The sequence below is a fragment of the Acidisoma cellulosilyticum genome, assembly GCF_020621385.1.
Lineage (GTDB): Bacteria > Pseudomonadota > Alphaproteobacteria > Acetobacterales > Acetobacteraceae > Acidisoma > Acidisoma cellulosilyticum.
Map to the genome: position 1 here is coordinate 136728 of NZ_JAESVA010000003.1, position 19464 is coordinate 156191.

Below are 19464 nucleotides of genomic sequence, written 5' to 3' on the forward strand. Positions count from 1 at the left end.
CGAATATGCCATTGCTGGTTACGGCAGGCTTGTCCCTTCTCACCAGTCCAGGCGAAACATCACCGGGTTCGGGCAACGGCGATGGTGGGGGCGATGACGGTTCATCGCCAGGCCCGACCCCCGCCGATATCAGCGGCCTATCCGGCTGGTGGGATGCGGGCACGGCCACGAGCTGGAACACACCGGTCGCCACGCTCGCCGATCTCTCCGGCGGCAGCACGACAATCACGCCCTATCACTACTATACCGGCACTGGCGTGACCCCGGCCGTCTTGATGACGACGCCAAGGCTGAACGGGCTGCTGGGCGGCATCGGCGCGCCAACCGCGCAGGCAAGCTATACGCCGACGCTCGACGCCGATACCGGCCTGACTGTAAGCGCGCTGAGCCTTTCACCCGATATCGCCTGGACCCTTGTGCTGGTCTGGAGCCGGCCGAACCGCCGGCAAGGCACCTATTACTTCAATACCAATCCCGTCGCGCTGATCACGGTGAACGGCACGGTTGTGCTGTCCCTCTCCTCCATCGGCAATACGCTCAGCCTGTTTCCGACCGGCGCCAATGTCACGCTATCCGCCAGCCTGGCCAGGCGGCATAGTCAGGCGATCATTCTGCGCAATACGCCGGGCGCGGGCGTCGATGCCTGGCTTGACGGCGTGCTGGTCGTCAGCGGCGTCGCCAATCCGCTGCCTGCGGGCGTCACCGGACCTGTCACGCTGCTGCATGACATGACGCTGCAGGGCGCGGCCCAGCTTTGGTTCCATGAGTTGGCGACCTGGCCACGCGCTTTGACCGCGGCCGAGGTGACAATGCTCATCACCTATACGGCACGCTGGTCGCTCGGCACGCGCAAGGGTGTCAGCCTGCTCATCATGGGCCAGTCGAATTCCAGCTATTTCGTGGCATCCGGCGGCGCGCAGCTGATGGCGAACGGTCTCGCCTGGTATCTGGGCGCGCTTGCCGGCAACATCATCTTTCAGCCGTCCGGCAGCTATTTCGATCCGGACCGCTATACGCAGGTCAATGGCCATCCAATCTCCAACTCCACAGCACCGCTATTTCCGCCCGGTGCGGGCAGCGGCACCTTTCTGACCAATCCGGGTGACGGGTCTGACCCCGCCACCTGGGCGCTGGGTCCGGATGGCTTGGCAACCCAGGCCTACCTGACCGGTGCATCAGCCATTCCGACCGCCGAAGATCTCAATGATATCGGTGCGATCCTCTGGCCTTGGACCGAGCAGGACAGCACCGCGCCTTATGCGCAGAAGGCGCTTTATACCGGCACGATCAAGCGTCTGGCCACGCTGACGCGCGCCATGCTGGGGCGCAATGCGGATAACCTGCCGCTGCTGATGTGGAATGCCATTCCTTATGAGTCCGATACCGGCCTGCAGATGGTGCGCGAGGCGATCGCCGATATCGCGGCCGACGGCACCGACAATCTCAACCTCTTTCTGACGCAGACGGCGGACAGCATTCCGCTGAACGCGACCTATGACCCGACCTCCGGTCTTTGGAGCGGCGGGGACGCAACGCATCGTGATGAAACCGATGAGATTACGTTCGGCCTGCGCGGCGCGCATGGGGCGGCGCGTGCCATTTCTGCCGCAGGCTTCGCCGATGCGATCACGACAATCCCGGGAACGATGCCGTTTTTGGGACCGAAAATTCTGACGGCCCAGCTCAATGCTTCAACCGTGATCATCACCATTCAGCACGACCAGGGCAATGATATCCTTCTGCCCTTGCAGGCGGCGCTTGGCGCCGGCTGGGCGGTGATGGATGGCGGCACGGTCGCGAGCCCCGGCCCGATCATCACGGCCATAGCCGCGTCGCGTATCGATGCCACGCATCTGCAAATCACGCTGGCGAGTGCGCCCACGCATGCGGCCGCCAATTGTCTGCTGTTCTACCCCTACGGCTCGACCCAGATCGGTCGTGGCGATGCCGTGACGGATAATTTTGCGACCGTCGGCTGGCCGGCAGGTTGGGAAATGACCGCGCAACTCGGCAGTGCCTGGGCCATGAATTTTCCGCTTCAGGCGACCAGTTACGGCATTCCGCTCAGCGCCACCTAAAAAACCCAAATCGAGAGCCGCATGACGACCAATGACTGGATCGGCGTGGCGACGGTCACGCTGACGCTTTTCGCGCTCTATTCCTCGGGCCTCGCCTGGCTGATCGGCCAGAATACGCGATTGCGCAGCGAGACCCAACGCGAGCTTGAATCGCTGGAAGCGTTGATCGAGCGCGGATTGGACAGGATTCAGACGCAGGAATCGAAGTCGCGCGGAGAGATGACGGCAACCCTGCAGACGGGCGTGCAATCCCTGCAGCAGCAGGTGAACCAGTTGCGCGACGGCAGCGCGACCAAGCCGGAACTCGCCGCCGTCGAGCAGAGACTGGCGGCAACCCTCAATGAATTCAAGGCTGAGACCCGCACGGATTTCGCGAAAATCAGCCAGAAGGTCGACCGCCTTCCGGCGATCGAAGCGCATCTCGCTGCCGTCAGCAGCATGATCGAGAAGATCGGCGTCAGTCTCAGCCTGCGCGTTTAGTTGCCTCTTCAATTAACATTCGATTTGGAGAAGAACGATGGACCTCTCACCCCTCACGGACGGCGCCGTAACCTTGGCCTCGGCCGGCATCGCGGCCCTCAGCCCGGTTCTTGCCGTGAAGCTCAGCGGCTTTCTTAAACTCAATCTGGATCAGACCCATCGCAGCGCCGTCGCTTCAGCGCTGGAAACCGCCCTCGGTCTCGGCCTGCAGCTGGCGAAGGAAGCAGGCGACGCCCATCTTGCGAACGTCAATGTGAAAAGCGCGGCGCTTGCCGCCATGGTCGGCTACGTGAAGCAAACGGTGCCCGACGCCGTCAGCCATTTCGGCCTGACCGATGATGCGATCGCGCAGAAGGCGGCGTCCAGGCTCACCACCACGCTGCACACCGCAACAGCTGCCTCAGCCACCGTTACGGCACTGGCGGCTCTTCTTCCGGCGGCGACGGTTCAGGCTCAGGCGTCTCCGTCCCTCGCTTCACCATGATCGGCCCGAACAGCTCGTCCTGACGCAGCGAAATGGCGCCGCCGCGCGCCATTTCCAAACCCGCCAGCAAGGTACTGGCCAATGCGGCACGGCGGCCCAGCGGCTCGGCCCACGGCTCATCGGGCAGAAAGCTGGACAGCTCCGTCCAATCCGGCATCTGGCCCATCAGCTTGCCGAGACGCTTGAGCGCGTCCTGCACGCTCCAGAACAGCATCGGGCGCGGCGTGTAATGGCGTTGGGACACGCCGCGCCGCAAGGCGCTGATATAGCCACGCAACAGTCCCGGCAGATCGAGCTTCAAACCGGACCGATCGGTCTCCGTGAGGTCTTCCGGGACGCCCCGCGCAAAGACGTCGAAACCGAGCTGCGGACGATTGCCCAGCCATTGCGCGGCGCGGCGCACGGCCTGCAGCTCCACCAGCCGCTCGGCCAGGGTTCCCGCGAGCAGTTCGGTATCTTCGGCCTCATCCACGCCCTGCGGCACCAGCAGGCGCGATTTCAGCCAGGCAAGCCAGGCGGCCATGACAAGCCAATCGGCTGCCAGTTCCAGCCTTATGCGTCGCGCGCCTTCGATGATGACAAGATACTGATCGACCAGCGCGAGAATGGAGATATTGCCGAGATCGACCTTCTGCGCGCGCGCGAGGTCAAGCAACAGGTCAAGCGGACCTTCAAATCCTTCCAGCCGCAGCATCAGACTATGCGTGCTGTGATTGGCATCCTCTCCGAACAGATCGGAGCCCGTCTGTTTGCCGCTCTCAGACACTTTGGCCGGCCAGATTAAAGACCAGGCGCATGGCCCAGGGAACGATCCGGTTCAGAATTTCCCGGATCGGATCGAAATTATAGCCGGCCTGGCGCGCGGCCAACGGCAGGATGAAAATCACCAACAGCACGACCGCGATGCCGGCGCGCTCCATCCTTGCCCAGGCGGCCGCCAGCGGCAGCGGCAAAATCCCCACCATGATGCGACCGCCGTCCAGCGGCGGAATCGGCAGAAGATTGAAAAGCCCGAGCACGATATTGGCGAGAATGAAATCCTGAATGAATGTCGCGGCTGGCGCCATCATCTGCGGCGAGACATGCGGCAGCAGCCAGCCGCACAGCGCGCCGATCCAGGCCAGGAAGAAATTCATCGCGGGGCCGGCAGCCGCCACCAGCGCCATGCCCTGACGCGGATGGCGAAACCGCCAGGCCGCGACCGGCACGGGCTTCGCCCAGCCGAACATAAAGCCGATATGACCCAGCGTGATCAGCTGCCCGATGAGCAGCACGCCCGGCAGGATGATGGTCCCGACCCGATCGACATGACGCAGCGGATTGAGCGACAGCCGGCCCTGCAGCTTTGCGGTATCATCGCCCAGCCCCCAGGCCGCGAAACCGTGGGCGGCCTCATGCAAGGTGATCGCGAGAATGGCAGCGATAGCGGCGAGTGCGATTTCGAGAATGACGCCGTTCATCATAAAGCGCCTTCGAGAAGGTTCTGCCGTTCGGTCAGAAGCGAAGCAAGATCAAGCGGCGCAACAACGGGCCGCATTTGGCCCAAGCGCCGACCGAGATCAAGGATAGAAGGCAAGGCTTCCAGGATGGCGCGATTGCCGTCCGCATCACCTGGACAAAACAGCGCGATGTCGCAGCCTGCTGCGAGCGAGGCCTGCGCGCGCTCCAGCGGCGTGCCGGACAGCGCATGCATGGCCAGATCATCCGACAGCAGCAGACCGCGAAACCCGATATCCTGCCTGATAACCGAGCCAATCACGGTCTGCGACAAGGTCGCGGGCCTGTCGTCGTCGATACCCGCGAACAGAATATGCGCTGTCATCATGCAGGCGAATTCCGCGGCCAGAATGCGAAACGGTTCACGGTCCTGTTCCCAGGCCAGGCCACTGGCTTCGACCACCGGCAGATGATGATGGCTGTCGACCTTGGCCCGGCCATGGCCGGGCACATGCTTGGCGACCGGAATGACGCCGGCTGCCAGCAGCCCTTGCGCCATGGCGCGGCCCAGCACGGCGACCGCCTGCGGATCGGCACCGAAACTGCGGTCGCCCACCACCGCCTGATTCTGCCCGGGAACCGCCAGATCCAGCACCGGTGCGGCCACCATATCGAAGCCATTGGCGCGGCATTCGGCGCCGATCGCCGCCCCCTGCAGCCAGGCGGCGCGCTCGGCCTGCGCCGGCACACGCGACCACAGGTCAGCGATGACACCGCAAGCCGGATGGCCCGCCCAATGCGGCGGACGCAGACGGGCGACGCGACCGCCTTCCTGATCGACCATGATGACCGCGTCGGCAGAGAGCACCGCACGCAGATCGCCGGTCAATCGGGCGAGCTGCACCGGGTCCTGCACATTGCGGCCGAACAGAATGATCCCCGCCGGCGGATGCTGGCGGAACAGATCAGCCTCCGCCCCCGTCAGGTCAGGACCGGAAACACCCAGGATCGCCGGTTTCAAGGACTGGCTCAGAACGATGCCACGGTGCAGGCGCCGCCATGGGCGCGGACGTCCTGGCAGAATTTCGTGGCTTCGGCGACTGAGCTGAAACCCGCCGTGCGCACGCGCCACCAGGTGTGGCCATTCACCTGCGCGCTCGCGAAAATCGGACTGCGACCCGAGAACAGAGCGGGCATGCGGTGGGACAGATGATCCCACTCGCGCATCGCCGCGTCCCGGCTGTCGACGGCCGCCAGCTGTACCCGGACGGGCCCGTGATGCTCCGGCGCGGCCGGTTGATATTCCTGGGCCAGGTTATGCGTCTTGGCGGCCGCATGAGAGGGCGGCGGCACGTTCATCGCCGTCTCCTTCTCCTTTGATCCATGCTTGGCCGGCGTTTCCGGCACGGAGGGGACCGAGACGGCAGGGGCTTGGACTGGCGCCGGAGCCGGCGGGGGCACCGGCGGAAGCATGGCCGTCGGAGCCGGCACCGGCTTCGCGGCCGGCGGCGGGGCAGAGGCCTGCTGTTCCTGGTTCGCCGCAGCCGCGAGCGCCGCCGGGTCCGGCGTTTCCGGTGCGGGTGCGACCGCACTGCTGCTGCCATTCGTCAGCAGGCCGCTGCCCTGCGATGTCACGGCCAGACCACCCGGATCGGCCGGCTTGACCTTCACCGGCGTCGCCGGCGGCTGGATAACCGCAACACTTCCCGATCCACCGCTGCCGGTCGCGACGAAATAGGCGATGACCGCGAAGAGCACGACAAAAGCCGCCCCGCCGCCGATATAGAGCATCCGCCGCATCTCTTCGGCACGACGCTGCGGGGCCGAACGATAGCCGGGCGGCGGAATGCGCAGATCGTCGTCCCGCATCAGCGCATCTCCTCGGCGGGCGTCACCCCCAGGACCTGAAGTCCTGAGCGAATGACGGTCGCCGTGGCAGTGACGAGAGCCAGACGCGCCCGCGTGCCGGCGGCATCATCCGCTTGCAGGAAGCGCAGGGTGGTGTCGTCCCGCCCCTTGTTCCACAGCATGTGAAACTCGCTGGCCAAATCGTACAGATAGAAGGCGACGCGATGCGGCTCCCGCGCGGCAGCCGCACCTTCGATCAGACGCGGCCAGTTCATCAGCGCCCGGATCAGCGCGATTTCCTGCGCGTCGTCCAGCGCCGACAGATCGGCGCCGGCCAGCGCGTCCGGCGTCATCGCATCCGCCCCCAACTGCTCCACGGCCGCACGCAGCACGCTGCGGCAGCGGGCATGCGCGTATTGGACGTAGAAGACCGGGTTTTCCCGCGTCTGCGCCACCGCCTGATCGAGGTCGAATTCCATCTGCGCGTCGGATTTGCGCATCAGCATGGTGAAGCGCACCGCGTCACGCCCGACCTCGTCCAGCAGATCGCGCAAGGTCACGAAGGTGCCGGCGCGCTTGGACATGCGCACCGGCTGGCCGCCGCGCATGACATGGACGATCTGGCACAGCACCACTTCCAGCGGCACGCGCCCGTCGGAGACCGCCTTCACCACAGCCTTCATGCGGGAGACATAACCGCCGTGATCGGCGCCGAGCACGTCGATCAGGATATCCGCGCCGCGCGCGATCTTGTCCGCGTGATAGGCGATGTCATTCGCGAAATAGGTGTTGGAGCCGTCTGACTTGCGGAGCGGGCGATCGAAGTCGTCGCCGAAATCGGTCGCGCGGAACAAGGTCTGCGGGCGCGGTTCCCAATCATCCGGGGTCTTGCCCTTGGGCGGCTCCAGCACGCCCTCATAGATCAGGCCCTTGGCCTCCAATTCACCGATGACACGGTCGGCCGCACCGCTGGCGAGAAGGGCTGCTTCCGAGGAGAAGACCTTCTGCTGCACGCCGAGCAAAGCCAGATCCTCCCGGATCTCGACCAGCATCATGGTCAGCGCGCGGTCGCGCACCGTCTCGAACCACAGGCTCGGCTCGGCCAAGCCCAAATCAGGCCCAGCGAGCGATGTGCCGAATTCCCGGAACAGAGCCTCGCCCACAGGAATCAGATAGTCGCCGCGATATTGCAGACCGGTCGGGGTCTGGGCCTCGAATTCTTCGGGCGTAATGGTGCTGCCGGCCGCCTGCAGGTAGCGCCAGTAGGATGCCCAGCCGAGCGCCTGAACCTGCCCGCCGGCGTCGTTGATGTAATATTCGGTCGTGACGGCGAAACCGGCCTTGGCCATCACCGCCGCCAGCGCGTCACCCACCACCGCCCCACGGCAATGGCCGATATGCATCGGTCCTGTGGGGTTGGCGGAAACATATTCGACATTGACCCGCGTACCGCCACCGAAGCGGCTGTCGCCGTAACTTTCGCCGGCTTGCAGAATAACCGGCACCTGGCCCAGCAGCGCGTCGGTGCTGAGACGCAGATTGACGAAGCCCGGCCCGGCGGGCTCGGCCTGCGCCAGCAGCGGCAGACCGGCGAGCGTCTCGGCCAAGGCCTGGGCCAGTGCGCGCGGATTCTGCCCGGCCGGTTTGGCCGCGACCATCGCCGCATTGGTCGCCATATCGCCGTGCGCCGGGTCGCGCGTCGGCGACACCTCCACGCGCGCCAGCACCTCGGGCGACAGGTCAGGAACGATGGCGGTGAGGGCCGCCACCACATGGTCGCGCATCTCGGAAAATAGATTCTGGCTCATGGGCCTGTATCAGCCTTGAACGCCGAGGTCGGTCAACCGGCGAAACTCATCCCGCGCATAGCGATCGGTCATGCCCGCTATGTAGTCGCGCACCGTCTCGGCGGCGGCGGCGGAGTTCGGCGCGCCCGCCCGCGGTCCCCACTCATCCGGCAGCAGGTTCGTCTCCTCCAAAAAGAGCGTCACGAGCGCGGCCGTCACCTTACGCGCCTTGGCGCTCGTGCGGTTTACCCGCCAATGCCGATACATATGGGTGAACAGGAAGGCCTTGATCTCCCGATTGGCTTCCGCCATCGCGGGGCTGAAGGCGATGACAGGCTGAGAGGCATGGCGCACCTCCTCCACCGACCCAGGCTCCATGCAAGCCAGCAGGCGGCCACTTTCATCGACGACGTCCCGGATCAGCCGGTCCAGCACGCGACGGATCGTCTCATGCCGCATGCGCGGTTCCGGCAGCGGCCCGTAGACCGCACGCACCTCTGTCAGGCAAGCGCCGACCACCGGCAAAGCCTCGATATCGCCCAGCGAAAACAGGTTCGCGCGTAACCCGTCATCCAGGTCATGGCTGTGATAGGCGATGTCATCCGCCAACGCCGCGACCTGAGCCTCGGCCGAAGCAAAGGTATGGAGGTCGAGCGGATGGATCGCGTCATAGGCCGCGACATAGCCTGACGGTGCCGCGATCGGACCGTTATGCTTGACCAGCCCTTCCAGGGTTTCCCAAGTCAGGTTGAGGCCGTCGAAACCGGCGTAGCGCGCCTCCAGCAAGGTCACGACGCGCAGGCTCTGCGCGTTATGGTCAAAGCCGCCGAAATTTGCCAAGGCGGTGTTCAGCCCTGTCTCCCCCGCATGGCCGAAGGGCGGATGACCCAGATCATGGGCCAAGGCCAAGGCTTCCGTCAGGTCATCGTCCAGCCGCAATGCGCGCGCGATGGCCCGCGCAATCTGCGCCACTTCCAGACTATGGGTCAGCCGCGTGCGATAGAAATCGCCCTCGTGATTGACGAAAACCTGTGTCTTGTACTGCAGTTTTCGGAAGGCTGTGGAATGGATGACGCGGTCGCGGTCGCGTTGAAAAGGACCGCGCGTGCCGCTGGACGGCTCCGGCACCAAGCGGCCGCGCGATGTCTCTGCCCGGACGGCATAAGGGGCAAGCTCCATGGACGTAACCTAGCCCTTCAACCCGATGCTGGTACGAGCTATATTAGCCGCATGAGCACGCACACGTCGAATTTTGGCCTGACCGATCGCGCCGCAGCGCGGATTGCCGAAATCCTTGGCAGCCAAGGCAGTCCGTCGGCCCTTCGGGTCGCGGTCCTGGCCGGTGGCTGCAGCGGCTTCCAATATAAATTCGACCTGGACGAGACAGCGCCCGCCGAGGACGACCTCGTCATCGAACAGGCTGGCGCCCGCGTGCTGGTCGATCAGGGCAGCCTCGATCTGCTGGGCGGCGCGCAGCTCGATTATTCGGACGCGCTGATGGGCGCGCATTTCGCGATCAAGAACCCGAACGCGACTTCCGCCTGCGGCTGCGGCTCCAGCTTCTCGGTCGATTGATTTTCGGCTAGCGGACCGCCGCCCCGTGCGCATCGCCACCTGGAACGTCAATTCCGTCCGCGTACGACAGACGCATGTGAAGGATTGGCTGGCGCGTGTGCGGCCCGACGTGGTCGTGCTGCAGGAAATCAAATGCGAGGCGCCGGCCTTCCCTCGCGCAGTTTTCGAGGAACTGGGCTACAAATCCGAAGTCGTCGGGCAGAAAGCCTATAATGGCGTCGCCGCCCTGTCGCATCGTGACATTACCATCCGTCACCGCACCTTGCCCGGCCTGCCGGCGGATGACAGCCAGGCACGCTATATCGAGGTCGAGACCGAGGGGCTGACCGTCATCGGCATCTATCTGCCCAACGGCAATTCCGGCGGCGAGGCTGGCTTTCAATACAAGATCGACTGGATGGACAGGCTTTGCGAGCGGGCGGAGACGCTGCTGCGTGAGGATCGCGACTTCCTCATCACCGGGGATTTCAACGTCTGCCCCACCCCGTTCGATTATGCACCGGGCGCTTTGTCACCGACGGACGCTTTGCTGCGCCCCGAGAGCATCGCGCGTTACCGCCGGCTGATCTATGCTGGTCTGACGGATGCCGTGCGCACGCTGCACCCCTCCGCACCGGCCTATACGTTCTGGGACTATCAGGCCGGATGCTGGGAACGCGACCGCGGCTTGCGGATCGATTTCGCGCTGCTCTCCCCGCGCCTTGCCGAGACGCTCATCGCGGCGGCGCCTGACAAGGATGAGCGCGGCTTGACCCAGCCTTCGGACCATGTGCCGGTCGTGATCGATCTGGCCTGGGGCGATAAGGCTGCTGTCTCAGCGTAAAAGTCAGGCCTTGACCCAAGCGATCGCGGCCAGATCGGCCTCCGTCATTTCGCGAAACGCGAAGCGCTGCAGATGGCTCAGCACCACCCGTTGAAGGCGCGGCAATTCCGCCTCGCTCACCGCTTCGACGCGCATGACAAGCACGTCGCTCTCGGCCTGCAAGACGCAGCGACCGGTGTCGAAATCGATTGACCCGTCCTTTTCATTGAGCGTGACGCGAAGCCGGTGGGCGAAATGCTTGCAAAGCTGGCCCATGTAGCGGGCCGGCATGGCCGTCGGCCAGCGCGCTTCGGCGCCAGCCGCGATGGTGAGAACAGTCTCGGTCATCTGCTGTCTCCTGTTGTGATTCTCAGGCGTTTTCGATGGCGCGCGCGGCGGCGTCGAGCGCTTCGGCCAGGGTCTGAACCTCGGCATCGCTCAGCGGACCGCGTTCCAGCCGCAGGCGCAGCGCTGTCTTCATATTCTCGATCGCCCGCACCAGTTGCGGCGGCCGCATATTCGGGCCGGACGCCGAAGCGCGATTGATCCGTGCGAAGATCATATCCACGATTGCCTGGTTTTCGCTGAGATGCGCGCGGCCAAGATCGGTGATCGTGTAAAGCTTGCGCCCACCTTCGGTCTCGCTGACCGTCGTGTAACCCAGCTCGCTGAGCAGGGTCAGCGTCGGATAGATCACGCCCGGGCTCGGGCTATAGCCGCCCCCAAGACGATCCTCGATCTCCTTGATGAGTTCGTAGCCGTGGCGCGGGGCTTCCGCGATCATCCCGAGCAGGACGAGCCGGAGCTGGCCTTGCTCGAAAAAACGGCCACCGCGGCCGCCGCCCTCGCGCATACCGCCCTCATGCGGGCCGCCACCATGACGGCCGAACCGGCCCCGGCCGCCGCGTTCCGGCCCCCAGGATTCGTCGCGCGCAAAGCGGCGTCCGCAGCGATCCTCATGACCCATTTTGAAATGCTTAAACATGTCGTCTCCTTGTTATCGACATGCTCAAGATATATCGAACTACGTCTGAGTCAAGATATATCTTAGTCAGCTCATTTTAGATCGAACCCGCTGAAGTGTGAGGACCGCGCCCCCCGCCAAAAGCCCCCAGAAAGCCCCGCCGATGCCGAAAATCTGCAGGCCCGACGCCGCCATGAGGAAGGTGACCATGGCCGCGTCACGCTCCGCCGGCTCGGCCACCGCCCCGGCCAGACTGCTCGCCAGCGCGCCGAACAAGGCGATGCCGGCGACCGCCGTGATGAGAACGGGGGAGGAGAGCGCGATGAAGGTGGTGATGAGGCCGGAAAATAGGCCGATCGCCATATAGACGAATCCCGCGACGGCGCTGGCCCACCAGCGCCGGTCCGCGTCCGTATGGGCTTCGGGGCTTGCGCACATGGCAGCCGTAATGGCTGCGAGATTGATCGGGATGCCGCCGAACGGGGCCACCAGCATGCTGGCGAGACCCGTCGCCCCAAGCAGAAACCCATGGCGCGGCCGGTAGCCGTTGATGTTGAGCACGGCGAAGCCCGGAATATTCTGCCCGGCCATGGTCACGACAAACAGCGGCACCGCCACGCTGATCGCGACCGACAGCGAAAAGCGCGGCGTCACCCAGGCCAGCGGCAGATGGAGCGAAATCGCGGACGCATCATGCAGGTCGAGGGCGGCCAGTCCGACGGCCACAACCACGGCCGCCGGCACCGCCAACGTCCGCCGGATACGGCCGACGACCACCCAGACGAGCAAAATCAGGACAATAAACAGCGGCTTGTCGCGCAGACCCAGAATGGGAGCGAGGCAGAGTTCGAAGACGATGCCGCCGAGCATGGCACTCGCAAGCGATCGCGGAATAGCGCCGACGATGCGGCTCATAACCGGCCAGAAGCCGGTCATCATGATCAGCAGACCGCAGACGAAGAAGGCGCCGACCGTATAGGCGAAGCCGCCATGGGGGGCAGGCGTGCTGACCAGCAGCGCTGCCCCGGGTGTCGTCCAGGCGACAATGATCGGCATGCGCAGCTTGACGCTGACGAGAATGCTGAACAGGCCGGTGACGACCAGAAGCGCGAACAGGCCCGAGGCCGCCTGCACCGGGCTGGCCCCTGCCGCCGCGACACCGTGCAGAATGACCGCGAAGGAAGATCCGAAACCCACGAAAGCCGCCAGGCTTCCACTGGACGCCGCCTGCCAGGAACTGTCCCGCCGGATTGCGGTCCAAAGGCTTTCAATTGCCATCGATCACTCCAGGCGGGCGGTTGCGGTCTAAGCCTGCCGCCCCTTTCAGCGTTTCAGTGTGGTCAGGCCCTGACCGTCAGCGCTTCGGTCTGCGCGAGCATGCTGCGCGCGATTTCTTCTTCGCCCATGACGACGAGGTTGGCACCAAGCCGGGTCAGATGCGGAACCTCGGCGTCGAAATGCGCCCGCGCGATGATCCTGACGTCCGGGTTGGCGGTCCGCGCCTGATCGACGATCTGACCGGCCTCGAAAATGTCCGGAATGGCCACGACCACAAGCTTCGCCCCGGCGATATTGGCGGCAGCCAGCACCGCCGGATTAGCAGCATTGCCGGTCATCACCGCGACATCCGAATCCTCCAGGCCACGCGCCGTCCCTTCCCCGGCCTCGATCACCAGCAGCGGCCAGCCGTCCGCGCGCAGCCCATCGGCAACGCGCCGGCCGACGCGGCCATAGCCGATGAGCACGGCATGCTGGGTGAGTTCGGTCCGCGACATCACGACCGGCGCGTCAGGTTCGACGGCCGCGGCCGGCAAGATCCCGTCTCTGCGCTCGATCCAAGGCCGATAGCGCTTCAGTAGGTAGAACAGCAGCGGGTTGATGATGATCGACAGGATCGCGGCGCCAAGAATGAGATCGCGGACATCGTGATCGACAAGGCCGAGGCCGATGCCGAGACCCGCGAGAATGAAGGAGAATTCCCCGATCTGGGCGAGGCCGAAAGCGATGGTGAGCGAGGTCGCCCAGGACCGTTTGAACAGCCGCAGCAGCAGGAAGGCCACACCCGGCGTGCCGATGAGCACAACGAGCAATACGCCCAGCAGTTTCAGCGGCTCATGCACGATCACCCGCGGGTCGAACAGCATGCCGACCGAGATGAAAAACAGCACGGCGAAGGCATCGCGCAGCGGCAGGGTTTCCTCGGCCGCTCGCAGGCTGAGCTGGGATTCGCTCAGAACCATGCCGGCCACGAAGGCGCCAAGCGCGAAGGAGACGCCGAACAGCTCGGCCGCGAAGAAGGCAACGCCGAGGGCGACCGCCAGCACGGCCAGGCGAAACAGTTCACGCGAACCGGTATGTGCGATGAAATGCAGCAGGGCCGGAATCAGGCGCCGGCCGATCAGCAGCATGACGAGAACGAAGGCGGCGACCTTGGCCAAGGTCTCGCCCACCATCAGCAGGATGGCGCGCAGCCCCATATGCGCGGCGCCGGAATGCCCCAGAATAGGGCCGATGATCGGCAGCAGCACCAGGATCAGCACCGTGACGAGGTCCTGGATGACAAGCCAACCGATCGCGATGCGCCCGGCATCGCTATCCACCAGCCGACGTTCCTGTAACCCGCGCATGAGGACGACGGTACTGGCGATGCTGAGCGCGCAGCCCAGAACAAGGCCGCCACCAGCGGAAAGGCCCATCAGCCAGCCCAGCCCCTCCCCCAGCAGGATGGACGCCGCCATCTGTAGAATGGCACCCGGAATGGCGATGGCGCGAACGGCCATCAGATCCTTGACCGAGAAATGCAGCCCGACGCCGAACATCAGCAGGATGACGCCGACTTCCGCCAACTGCAGCGCCAGCGCCTGATCGGCGGCGAAACCCGGCGTGAAGGGGCCGACCACGACGCCCGCCATCAGATAGCCGACGAGCAGCGATGTTCTCAGGCGATTGGCGATGGTCCCCAGAATGAAGGCGAGGCCCAGCCCGACGACCAATAAGGCGATCAGCGGATTGTCGTGCGGCATAGGCAGACCCTTCGAAGCTCCCTCGGGTCTAACAATGATTGCCGCGGATGCCTATGCGCTGCCCGCGGTCCGCCCGCACTTTCTGGTCAGTACCGCTGTCACGCTGCCTTGGGCGCCGCGACCGATCCGCGAATGACCAGCTTGGTCGGGTGGTCGGTCTCGATCGGACCCTGATCGTCCGGGCTGGGCGGTGCGATCAGGCTCAGCAGCAGCCGACAGGCCGAGCGACCCAGCGTCTCGCCACATTGGTCAACCGAGGTCAGCCCCGGTTGCACGAGACTGGCGAGCGGTATGTCGTCGAAGCCGCAGAGGCTGATATCGCCCGGGACATCGAGACCGATCTCACGGCAATAGAGCATGGCGCCGATCGCCATCAGATCATTGGCGCAAATCAGCGCGGTGGGACGCTCCGCCGGCGGCCCGCTCAATAGAATGCGCGCGGCGGCATAGCCGGATTCCTGCTGATAATCGCCGGCCACGACCGGCACGCTGTCCGGATCAATGCCGGCCGCCGCCAAAGCCTCCCGGTAGCCGGCCATGCGCTGACCGGCGGTCCAAAGATTGGGTGCCCCGGAAATGATGCCGACGCGGTGATGACCTTGGCTCAGCACATGGTCGGCGACCGCCCGCGCCCCCCGCCGGTTCGTGGACACGACCGACGGGACATCCAGACCCGGCAGCCGCTCATCCACCAGAACCAGGCTATTGCTTTGCACCAATTCCATCAGCGACGGCGTCAGCATGCCACTGCCGCTGAGAAAGATGAGACCATCCAACCGCCGCGCCCGCAGAACCTGACTATAATAGTTTTCCCAATGCTGCGCGGATTGCGTGGTGCAGAGCACAAGCAGCATGTCGCGGGCCTGGGCAATTTCCTGCACGCCCGAGGCCACGGCGGCGAAATAGGGATTACGGAGATCAGGGGCGATCAGGCCGATGGAGCCCGCGCGACCGGCTTTCAGGTTGCGCGCTAAAAGATTGGGCTCATAGCGCAAAGCGTTGATCGCGCTGTTCACGCGCAGCCTTGTCTCGGCCGACACTTGGCCGCTGCGATTGATCACGTAACTGACAGTACTCACGGCGACGCCGGCGACGCGCGCCACGTCGCGGATCGTCGGCCGCCGTCCCGGATCATCCCGGTTTGCCGGATCCGGAAGTGACACGGCAGTTGACAGCCTGCGTTTCATACTAAGCTCCCGTTTGCAGTACCAGCAAGACGACAGGGTCGAACGCCAGCCAGCATCGATTCAACGGCCCATATTTCAAGGCAGAGTGTATTCAGTAGTTAAACCGACCTACACCCCTGGCCCATAGGTTTTTTCTATATCGCCAATTTTTTGCTTGAACTTTCAACACGAACCGTTTCACATTTCCGCGAAACAGATCGACATCGTATTATCGTATAGCCCAGGCGATTTCCTCTTACCTTTGAGAGCCCCAATCCATGCGACCCAGCTTTTCGCTCAAGCTTGTTACAATCCTCGCCATGGGATTAGTTCTTTCGCCTAGATTTTCGGGCGGCCCTGTCCAAGCGGCTAGTCTGACGCCGGTCAACTTTGTCTATGACTGGCCGGTCGCTGATTTCGATATGGTACCCATTGTGGTGGGCCAGGAAAAGGGCTTCTACGCGAAACACGGCTTGAATGTGTCCGTGCTCTTCCCACCCGATGCGCAGACAACAGCACGCATGCTGGCGACCAAGCGCGCCGATATCGGATTCGAAGCGACGACCGATCTGGTCTTCGCCGCGAATCAGGGCATCCCCGTCATCTCGATCGCAAACTTCACCCAGACCAATAGTTGGTGCCTCATCGGCCGCCCCGGTGAACCTGTCGATGTCACCAAGCTGAAAGGCAAGTCGATCGGTATCTTCACCGATTCCTGGACCAAGGCGATGATGGGCTTCGTCCTCAAGAAGGCCGGGCTTCAGGAGTCCGACGTGAAGCAGATCATCGCGACAGATGATGATATGCCCATGCTACTTTCTAAAAAGATTGATATTGCGACAAACGCGGCCGCTTACGGCCTCGCCGAAGTGGAAGACGGTGCGCATGAAATGCCGGTCCTGGACTGCAATGACGCAATCGGCGTGCCCAATATCCCTGTCTGGGTCTTCACCGGTTCCCCGGATTGGCTGAAAGCCAATGCGGCGACGGTCAAGGCCTGGCTTGCCGCGACCTCCGAGGCGATCGACTGGAGCATTGCCCACCCAACCGACGCGGCCAAGATTTTCACCAAAGCCTATCCGCCGGCCGGCAGCGAGAATTACAACTTGATCGGCTGGACCTATACGGCCGGGTTGATGAAGGGACCTGACGGCTATTTCAAGCAGACCGACCAGCAATGGACCGTTCTGGCCCAGGCACTCAAGGATATCGGTCAGATCTCCGAGGTCAAAGCACCGTCGCTATACTATACGAACGATTATCTGCCGTGATTTCATCTATCATATATCTAAGTGCCGCCGATCTTGCCCGCTACGAAACCGCCCAGGCTCTGGCGCGGGACAGTCTGGCGGAGATCGCTCAATACATCCAACCGGGTGCGACGGAAGCGAGCCTGATGGAGGATTGCCGGCGCATCATGGATGCGCGCGGCGCCACCGGCTACTGGTGGTACGGTGTCCCGGCCGTCATCCTGGCCGGGCCGCGCCTGCGTGTTTCCGAGGAAGGCGATGTCTATCAGGCAGCGACCATTCCAATCGGACCCGACGACATGGTGACGATCGACGTCGCGCCGGAAATCGACGGTATATGGGGTGACGCTGCCCGCAGTTTCTTTCTGAAAGACGGGCAGATCGTCTCCCCGGAGGACGCGGGACCCGCGCAAGCCGAGGGCATGGCGGCGGAAGCGGCGCTGCATGCCCATCTTCTTGCCACAGCACGACCGGAGATGACCTTCCAGCAGCTGCACGCGGCCATGGCCGAACGCCTCGCCGGACTCGGCTTCGCGAATTTGGATTTCCTCGGCAATTTTGGCCATAATATCGGCGATGACCTGCATGGCCGCGCCTATATGGATGCGCATTGCTCGGTTCGGCTGGATAGCGTGCCGATGTTCACCTTCGAGCCGCATATCGCGAAGGCTGGCAGCCCACTCGCCTTCAAATACGAAGAAGTCTATCGCTTCGCGGATGGCCGGCTGCGGCTGCTGTAATTCGCCAAGATAGCGAGGCCGTCGCCCACAGCCTTGCCGCGCACGACCGGGAAGAGGTTCTACAGCCTGCGAACGATATAGGCTTCGCGCAGCTTCGACTCGATGAACGAGCCATGGGCCGCGTCACGCGCTTCGATCATCACCTCAAGCTGTGCCGCCTGGACGGTCGGCGAGCTGAACAGGCGGTGATGCGCTACTTCCAGAATATTGCCGCCCTCATTGCCGATGCGCGTCGCGATATCGCCCAGCATGCCGGGCCGATCCGGCATTTCCAGCACCAGACGCAGCATGCGCCCGTCCCGCAGCAGATTGCGCTGCAGGGTGTTGGCCAGAATGCGCGCATCGATATTGCCACCGCAGACGGGCAGACCGACACGCTTGCCGGCGAAGCGATCCGGGTATTGCAGCACAGCTGCCAAGGCCGCCGCCCCGGCCCCTTCGGCCACCAGTTTGGCGCCTTCGGCGAGCAGACCAATGGCCTGCTCGACCGTCGCTTCCGGCACGATGAGCACTTCGATACCGAACGTCTTCAGAATGTCGAAGGGCAATTCACCGACGTCGCGCACCGCCATACCTTCGGCGACCGTTTGGCCGCCGACCGATACCGGCATACCCGCCAGCCGCTGCGCCATGGCGCTATAGGCTTCGACTTCGACACCGAGGATTTCGATACCGGGCTTCATCGCGCGTGCAGCAGTCGCACAACCGGCCATCAAACCGCCGCCACCGATCGGGATCACCAGGACATCGAGATCAGGAAAATCCTGCAGCAATTCCAGCGCCAGGGTGCCTTGGCCCGCGATAATGCCCGGATCGTCATAGGGATGGATGAAAACCAACCCTTCGGTTTCGGCTAGGTGATGCGCATGCGCCGCCGCTTCCGCCAGGCTTTCGCCATGCAGCACGACGCGCGCGCCCCAGGATGCCGTGCGCGTCACCTTGGTGGTGGGCGTGAATTTCGGCATCACGATCGTCGCGGCCACGCCCAGCAGATGGGCATGGCGCGCCACCGCCTGCGCATGATTGCCGGCGGACATGGCGATCACGCCGCGGGCGGCCTCATCCGCCGTCAGCAGCGCCAGACGGTTCGCGGCCCCACGCTCCTTGAAAGCGCCGGTCACCTGCAGATTGTCGAGCTTGAGCACGATCTCCGCGCCGGTCGCCCGGCTCAGCGTATCGCTCCGCACGGCGGGCGTGCGCAGCACACGGCCAGCAATACGGCCGCACGCGGCCTCGATATCCGCGAAACTGACGAGGGTCATGCTACCCTCCGCTCAGCCGAAGCGGACCGTAATAATCTCGTAGGATCGATCCCCGCCCGGTGCCGGGACTGAGACGGTGTCGCCCTTCTTCTTACCGATCAGCGACTTCGCGAGCGGCGACGAGACCGAGAGCAGGCCGAGTTTGATATCCGCCTCGTGCACGCCGACGATCTGATAGGTCGCTTCCTTGTCGGTCTCCTCATCCACCAGCTGTACATGGGCGCCGAACTTGACGTTCTCGCCGGAGAGCGACGCCGGATCGATCACCTCGGCGGCCGAGACGATCTCCTCAAGCTCCTGAATACGCCCCTCGATGAAGGACTGGCGCTCGCGCGCCGCATGATATTCAGCGTTCTCGCTGAGATCGCCATGGCTGCGCGCCTCGGCGATAGCGCGAATAACGGCAGGCCGCTCCTCGCTGCGCAGCTGCCGTAACTCGGTCTCCAGGCGGACCAGGCCAGGCCCGGTCATCGGAAATTTCTGCACGCAACGTCCTCGCAGTCATCAGTCAACTAGGACTGGTTAACAAAGCAAAGAGGCCGGATCACGGCGTGACCCAGCCCCGGTC

20 protein-coding genes are annotated in these 19464 nt (G+C 64.0%); 7 read left to right on the forward strand and 13 right to left on the reverse strand.

Annotation, left to right across the window (positions count from 1 at the left end; all coding sequences use genetic code 11):
• Positions 1-5: 5 nt before the first annotated feature.
• Genes ACELLULO517_RS09335 through ACELLULO517_RS09345 form a run of 3 tightly spaced genes read left to right on the forward strand, consistent with a single transcriptional unit; the run spans position 6 to position 3042 of the window.
• Complete coding sequence (locus ACELLULO517_RS09335; protein WP_227307081.1) at positions 6-2078, forward strand: hypothetical protein; 2073 nt, start codon at positions 6-8, stop codon at positions 2076-2078.
• A 21-nt stretch (positions 2079-2099) separates the two neighbouring features.
• Positions 2100-2558, forward strand: a complete 459-nt coding sequence (locus tag ACELLULO517_RS09340) for a hypothetical protein (RefSeq protein ID WP_227307082.1) — start codon at positions 2100-2102, stop codon at positions 2556-2558.
• Between the two features lie 37 nt (positions 2559-2595).
• Complete coding sequence (locus tag ACELLULO517_RS09345) at positions 2596-3042, forward strand: hypothetical protein (protein ID WP_227307083.1); 447 nt, start codon at positions 2596-2598, stop codon at positions 3040-3042.
• Here ACELLULO517_RS09345 and ACELLULO517_RS09350 read toward each other — a convergent pair.
• The 6 genes from ACELLULO517_RS09350 to ACELLULO517_RS09375 form a co-directional block, all read right to left on the reverse strand.
• The gene (locus ACELLULO517_RS09350) at positions 2969-3736 is read right to left on the reverse strand and encodes a segregation and condensation protein A (RefSeq protein WP_227307670.1); all 768 of its coding nucleotides are present in this window, start codon (positions 3734-3736) and stop codon (positions 2969-2971) included. The two genes, ACELLULO517_RS09345 and ACELLULO517_RS09350, sit on opposite strands and share 74 nt — an antisense overlap.
• A gap of 64 nt (positions 3737-3800) precedes the next feature.
• Positions 3801-4502: a site-2 protease family protein gene (locus ACELLULO517_RS09355; protein WP_227307084.1), complete on the reverse strand. Its 702-nt coding sequence runs from the start codon at positions 4500-4502 to the stop codon at positions 3801-3803.
• Complete coding sequence (nagZ, locus tag ACELLULO517_RS09360; protein WP_227307085.1) at positions 4502-5500, reverse strand: beta-N-acetylhexosaminidase; 999 nt, start codon at positions 5498-5500, stop codon at positions 4502-4504. Before nagZ ends, ACELLULO517_RS09355 begins: the two co-directional genes overlap by 1 nt.
• Positions 5501-5508: 8 nt before the next feature.
• Positions 5509-6348 (reverse strand): SPOR domain-containing protein, encoded by an 840-nt coding sequence (locus tag ACELLULO517_RS09365; RefSeq protein ID WP_227307086.1) that lies wholly within the window; start codon positions 6346-6348, stop codon positions 5509-5511.
• The gene (argS, locus tag ACELLULO517_RS09370; protein ID WP_227307087.1) at positions 6348-8135 is read right to left on the reverse strand and encodes an arginine--tRNA ligase; all 1788 of its coding nucleotides are present in this window, start codon (positions 8133-8135) and stop codon (positions 6348-6350) included. Before argS ends, ACELLULO517_RS09365 begins: the two co-directional genes overlap by 1 nt.
• 9 nt (positions 8136-8144) lie before the next feature.
• Positions 8145-9293, reverse strand: coding sequence for a deoxyguanosinetriphosphate triphosphohydrolase (locus ACELLULO517_RS09375; RefSeq protein ID WP_227307088.1), 1149 nt, complete (start codon positions 9291-9293; stop codon positions 8145-8147).
• Positions 9294-9344: 51 nt separating this feature from the next.
• Here ACELLULO517_RS09375 and erpA point away from each other — a divergent pair, with 51 nt between their 5' ends.
• Both erpA and ACELLULO517_RS09385 read left to right on the forward strand, forming a co-directional pair.
• Entirely contained in the window at positions 9345-9689 is a 345-nt protein-coding gene (gene erpA, locus ACELLULO517_RS09380; RefSeq protein WP_227307089.1) for an iron-sulfur cluster insertion protein ErpA, read from the forward strand.
• A 25-nt stretch (positions 9690-9714) separates the two neighbouring features.
• Positions 9715-10512 (forward strand): exodeoxyribonuclease III, encoded by a 798-nt coding sequence (locus ACELLULO517_RS09385; protein WP_227307090.1) that lies wholly within the window; start codon positions 9715-9717, stop codon positions 10510-10512.
• Between the two features lie 3 nt (positions 10513-10515).
• Here ACELLULO517_RS09385 and ACELLULO517_RS09390 read toward each other — a convergent pair whose 3' ends face one another.
• The 5 genes from ACELLULO517_RS09390 to ACELLULO517_RS09410 form a co-directional block, all read right to left on the reverse strand.
• On the reverse strand, positions 10516-10839 hold the full coding sequence (locus ACELLULO517_RS09390) for a DUF2218 domain-containing protein (RefSeq protein ID WP_227307091.1): 324 nt from the start codon (positions 10837-10839) through the stop codon (positions 10516-10518).
• A 22-nt stretch (positions 10840-10861) separates the two neighbouring features.
• On the reverse strand, positions 10862-11476 hold the full coding sequence (locus tag ACELLULO517_RS09395) for a PadR family transcriptional regulator (protein WP_227307092.1): 615 nt from the start codon (positions 11474-11476) through the stop codon (positions 10862-10864).
• Positions 11477-11542: 66 nt separating this feature from the next.
• On the reverse strand, positions 11543-12733 hold the full coding sequence (locus tag ACELLULO517_RS09400) for a benzoate/H(+) symporter BenE family transporter (RefSeq protein WP_227307093.1): 1191 nt from the start codon (positions 12731-12733) through the stop codon (positions 11543-11545).
• Positions 12734-12795: 62 nt separating this feature from the next.
• A complete protein-coding gene (gene ybaL / locus ACELLULO517_RS09405; RefSeq protein WP_227307095.1) occupies positions 12796-14478 on the reverse strand; it encodes a YbaL family putative K(+) efflux transporter in 1683 nt (560 codons plus the stop codon).
• A gap of 98 nt (positions 14479-14576) precedes the next feature.
• A complete protein-coding gene (locus ACELLULO517_RS09410) occupies positions 14577-15641 on the reverse strand; it encodes a LacI family DNA-binding transcriptional regulator (protein WP_227307096.1) in 1065 nt (354 codons plus the stop codon).
• Positions 15642-15922: 281 nt separating this feature from the next.
• On the opposite strand from ACELLULO517_RS09410, the gene ACELLULO517_RS09415 reads away from it, so the two are divergent.
• Together ACELLULO517_RS09415 and ACELLULO517_RS09420 are read left to right on the forward strand one after the other, a co-directional pair.
• A complete protein-coding gene (locus ACELLULO517_RS09415; RefSeq protein ID WP_227307098.1) occupies positions 15923-16915 on the forward strand; it encodes an ABC transporter substrate-binding protein in 993 nt (330 codons plus the stop codon).
• Positions 16912-17634, forward strand: coding sequence for a M24 family metallopeptidase (locus ACELLULO517_RS09420; RefSeq protein ID WP_227307099.1), 723 nt, complete (start codon positions 16912-16914; stop codon positions 17632-17634). Before ACELLULO517_RS09415 ends, ACELLULO517_RS09420 begins: the two co-directional genes overlap by 4 nt.
• A 59-nt stretch (positions 17635-17693) precedes the next feature.
• On the opposite strand, the gene ACELLULO517_RS09425 is transcribed toward ACELLULO517_RS09420, so the two are convergent.
• Complete coding sequence (locus ACELLULO517_RS09425) at positions 17694-18896, reverse strand: threonine ammonia-lyase (RefSeq protein WP_227307100.1); 1203 nt, start codon at positions 18894-18896, stop codon at positions 17694-17696.
• A 12-nt stretch (positions 18897-18908) separates the two neighbouring features.
• Entirely contained in the window at positions 18909-19382 is a 474-nt protein-coding gene (gene greA / locus ACELLULO517_RS09430) for a transcription elongation factor GreA (RefSeq protein ID WP_227307102.1), read from the reverse strand.
• Positions 19383-19464: the final 82 nt, after the last annotated feature.